5 protein-coding genes are annotated in these 4,193 nt (G+C 71.8%); all 5 read left to right on the forward strand.

Going from position 1 to position 4,193, the window contains the following annotated elements; all coding sequences use genetic code 11:
- The first annotated feature begins 49 nt into the window (after nt 1–49).
- The 5 genes from NBX02_RS09665 (at nt 50) to NBX02_RS09685 (ending at nt 4,051) form a co-directional block, all read left to right on the forward strand.
- Nucleotides 50–1,249, forward strand: a complete 1,200-nt coding sequence (locus NBX02_RS09665; RefSeq protein WP_445548345.1) for an NAD(P)/FAD-dependent oxidoreductase — start codon at nt 50–52, stop codon at nt 1,247–1,249.
- A 101-nt stretch (nt 1,250–1,350) separates the two neighbouring features.
- Complete coding sequence (locus NBX02_RS09670) at nt 1,351–1,671, forward strand: 2Fe-2S iron-sulfur cluster-binding protein (RefSeq protein WP_250291012.1); 321 nt, start codon at nt 1,351–1,353, stop codon at nt 1,669–1,671.
- 5 nt (nt 1,672–1,676) lie between these two features.
- The gene (locus tag NBX02_RS09675) at nt 1,677–1,910 is read left to right on the forward strand and encodes a hypothetical protein (RefSeq protein WP_250280827.1); all 234 of its coding nucleotides are present in this window, start codon (nt 1,677–1,679) and stop codon (nt 1,908–1,910) included.
- 45 nt (nt 1,911–1,955) lie between these two features.
- Entirely contained in the window at nt 1,956–3,416 is a 1,461-nt protein-coding gene (locus NBX02_RS09680; protein ID WP_250280826.1) for an aldehyde dehydrogenase, read from the forward strand.
- A 197-nt stretch (nt 3,417–3,613) separates the two neighbouring features.
- Nucleotides 3,614–4,051 carry a nuclear transport factor 2 family protein gene (locus NBX02_RS09685; protein ID WP_250280825.1) on the forward strand — a complete coding sequence of 146 codons (438 nt, stop codon included), beginning with the start codon at nt 3,614–3,616 and terminating at the stop codon, nt 4,049–4,051.
- Nucleotides 4,052–4,193: the final 142 nt, after the last annotated feature.

The following is a 4,193-nucleotide window of genomic DNA, read 5'->3' on the forward strand; positions in this document are numbered from 1 at the left end:
TGGAGCTGCGGTGACCCAGCGGCGGGTTTCCCCCGACAGCCGCCGGGTGGTGGTCGTCGGGGGAGGTCATGCGGGCGGCACGCTGGTAGGGCTGCTGCGGCAGGCCGGCTTCACCGGTGAGATCGTGCTGTTCGGCCAGGAGACGGACCTGCCGTACCACCGTCCGCCCCTGTCCAAGAAGTTCATCGACGGCGATCTCGAGCACTGGCTGCGCCCGCCGGAGTTCTACCCGGAGCAGGACATCTCCGTCCGGCTGGGCGAGTCGGTCGAGTCGGTCGACCCCGTGGCGCGCCGCGTGTACACGAGCGGCGCGCAGACCATCGACTACGACGTGCTCGTCCTCGCCACCGGGGCCGAGCCCCGGCGGCTGCCGGCGCCCGGGGCCGATCTCGCCGGTGTTCTCACCCTGCGCACCCTCGCCGACGCCCGTGTCCTGCGCAAGGCCGTCATCAGCGGCGGCCCGATCGCGATCATCGGTGGTGGGTACGTCGGCCTGGAGGTCGCGGCGGTGGCGCGGGCGGGCGGCGTCGAGGTGACGGTCATCGAACGCGAGGAGCGGGTGCTCGCGCGGGTGGCGAGCAGCCGGCTGTCGGAGATCCTGGCGGCGTACCATCGGGAGCGCGACACCACGATCCTCACCGGGGCGCAGGTCGTCGGCCTGTCCGGCGAGGACGGCCGGGTCCAGGGCGTGCTTCTCGGCGACGGGACGCGGATAGCCTGCGACATCGCCCTCGTGGGCATCGGCGCGGTCCCGCGCGACGAGCTCGCAGTGGCGGCCGGCCTGGCCTGCGAGCAGGGGATCCTGGTCGACGGCCAGGCGCGCACCAGCGATCCGGCGATCTTCGCGATCGGGGACGTCACCCGCCGGCCGCTGCCGGGCGTCGACGGGCTGCAGCGGCTGGAGAGCATCCCCAGCGCGGTGGAGCAGGCCAAGCAGGCCACGGCCGCGATCGTCGGCGCGCAGCCCGTCCACCCGGAGGTGCCCTGGTTCTGGTCCGACCAGTTCGACCTGAAGCTCAAGATAGCCGGGATCGTCTCCGCGCCGCCCGGTACCGTCCTGCGCGGTGACCCGGCATCGGGGCGCTTCGCCCTGTTCCACCACACGGACGGCAGGATCACGGCGGTGGAGTCCGCGAACTCGCCGGGCGACTTCATGGCCGGCAAGAAGCTCATCGCCGGCGGTGAGCGGGTCGACCCGGTACGGCTGGCCGACCCCGCCGTACCACTCCGCGGCGCCGTGATCACATGAACCGTCACCGTATGAACCGTCACCGTATGAAAAACAAAGCTGTTGTTATGTCAGGTCGTCATCAAGCCATATGAAACAACCGGATGAGCACGGAGCGCGCGATGCCCATAATCACCTACGTTCTGCCCGACGGCACCGAACACGCGGTCGACGTCCCGCCTGGGCAGACCGTGATGGATGGTTCGGTTCGCAACAACCTGCCGGGGATCGTCGCCGAGTGCGGCGGTAGCTGCTCGTGCGCGACGTGCCACGTCTACGTCGGCCCGGAGTCGCAGGCGTTCTTCGACGAGATGACCGACGAGGAGCGCGAGCTGCTGGAGTTCGCCGACGGCACGCGGGAGGACTCCCGGCTGTCCTGCCAGCTCGTCATCACCAGCGAATGCAAGGGCGTCCGGGTGACGGTGTCGGCCGACAACGGCTGATCCGGATGCCTCCGGGCACGCTCCGGCCGGCATGCCCAGGTGCCGGGCTGGCCATCACCGCGGTCGTGGCGGGCGGCAGCGGACCGGACAGCTTCAGCCCCGAGCCGCTCGCGCCGCACCGGGCCGGGAAGCTCCCCGCCGGCAAACTGATCACCACGGTGCCGTCCACGCAGATCAACGAAGCCGCGGCACCGCGGCACCGTGGCGAGGCGGTGAAGATTGTTCTTGTCCACGAGTGAGCGTGGCGGCCCGCGCAGGATTCCGTCCTCGTAAGGAGAATGCCAATGACGACGACGATCGACTACGACCAGTTCTACATCGACGGCGCCTGGCAGGCGCCGGCCGCGAACGGCAGCATCCCCGTGCACTCGGCCAGCACCGAGGAGCGGGTGGGCAGCGTCCCGGAGGGGACCGAACGCGACATCGACCTGGCGGTGGCGGCGGCGCGCCGCGCCTTCGACGACCCGGACGGGTGGTCCCGGTGGTCGCCGGCGCGCCGCGCGGAGGTGCTGGAGCGGTTCGCGGCCGCGCTGGAGGCACGCGGCGCGGAGACCGCGCGCCGGGTCAGCGTCCAGAACGGGATGCCGATCTGGTTAGCCAACCAGTTCGAGGCGGGCTTCCCGCCGTTGCTGCTGCGCTACTACAGCGGCCTGGTCGCGCAGACCGGGCTGGAGGAGATACGCCCCGGCATGCTGGGCGGCCGCTCCCTGGTCATCCGCGAGCCCGTCGGCGTGGTCGGCGCCGTGGTCCCGTGGAACGTGCCGCAGGCGATCTCCTTCCTGAAGATCGCGCCAGCGCTGGCCAGCGGCTCCACCGTTGTGATCAAGCCCGCGCCGGAGACCGTGCTGGACGCCTTCCTCGTGGGTGAGGCCGCGCTGGAGGCCGGGCTGCCCGCCGGCGTGCTCAACATCGTCCCCGGTGGCCGCGAGGTCGGCGCCCACCTCGTCTCCCACCCCGGGGTCGACAAGGTCTCCTTCACCGGGTCCACCGCCGCCGGGCGCGCGATCGCCGAGACCTGCGGCCGGCTGCTGCGGCCGGTGACCCTTGAGCTGGGCGGCAAGTCGGCCGCGATCGTGCTCGACGACGCCGACCTGGCGGCCAACATCCAGAGTTTCTTCGCCTCGACCCTGCTCAACAACGGCCAGATCTGCTGGCTCGGCACGCGCGTCCTCGCCCCCCGGCGCCGGTACCAGGAGGTGGTCGACACCATCACCGGGCTCGTCAGCTCGCTGGCGGTGGGGGACCCGCTCGACCCGGCGACCCAGCTGGGCCCGCTGGTGTCGTCCCGGCAGCGGGAGCGGGTGGAGTCCTACATCGCCAAGGGCGAGAGCGAAGGGGCCCGGCTGACCACAGGCGGCAGGCGGCCCAAGGACCTCGACAAGGGATGGTATGTCGAGCCCACGGTCTTCGCGGACGTGGACAACAAGCAGACCATCGCCCAGGAGGAGATCTTCGGGCCGGTGCTGGCGGTGATCCCGTACTCCACCGAGGAGGAGGCCGTCGCCATCGCGAACGACAGCGACTACGGCCTCGGCGGATCCGTGTGGACGGCCGACCCGGAGCGCGGCACGGCGCTCGCCCGGAAGGTCCAGAGCGGCACGATCGGGATCAACGCCTACGTCAACGACCCCACCGCGCCGTTCGGCGGGATCAAGGCGAGCGGGATCGGCCGCGAACTCGGCCCGGAGGGGCTGCACGCCTTCCAGGTCCTCAAGACGATCTATCTCGACGCGTCCAGCGGCTGATCCCGAGCGCCATGTGACGGGTACGCGCGGACGGGCGTCCCGGCCGGCCGGGGCACCGGCCGCCCACCGGGCCCGTCCGGCAGCCACGGCGCGCAGGTTCCCCGTCGCGCGGGCCGGTCACCGCCGGCCCGCGCGACGGGAGTACCGCTGGTACGGGTGGACGGCGGTGATGCCATGACCATCAACGAGGAGAGATCATGGGAGTTTCGATACGCGAGTCCCTGAGCACATATCCGGAGCGTTACTTCGCCGCCTGGAACGGGCGGGACCTGGACGTCGTCGCGGGCCTGCTGGCAAGCCGTTTCCGGTGGGCCGACCCGTCGCTGCCGGCCGACATCACCGATCTCGAGGGTGCGCGCGGGTTCTTCCAGGCGGCCTGGCAGGGCTTTCCCGACCTGCGTCTCGAGCCGGTGGGCGACCCCCTCGTCGACGAGATCACCGGTCGTGTCGCGCAGGAGTGGCGCATGACCGGAACCCACACCGGTGAGGGCTTCCCGCCCGGGGTGCCGGCCACCGGGCGGGCGTTCGACCTGGCGGGCGCCGATGTCTTCACCGTCGGCCCCGAAGGCCGCGCGGCCGCCATCCACGCCTACTGGGACGTCACGACGCTGGCCCGCCAGCTCGGGCTCGCCTAGAACACGAAAGCCGGGACAGGTCCGGTACAGGGGAGACGGGGAACGGGCCGGGCCACGGCGATCGCCACGTCGGCGGCCACGAGCCACCCGGCTCCCCGGTGGCCGGCCGCGCCGTGGGCGTCAGCGATGCCGTGGGCGCCCC

The sequence above is a fragment of the Protofrankia sp. CiP1_Cm_nod1 genome (assembly GCF_920888515.1).
In the GTDB taxonomy this organism is placed as follows: Bacteria; Actinomycetota; Actinomycetes; order Frankiales; family Frankiaceae; genus Protofrankia.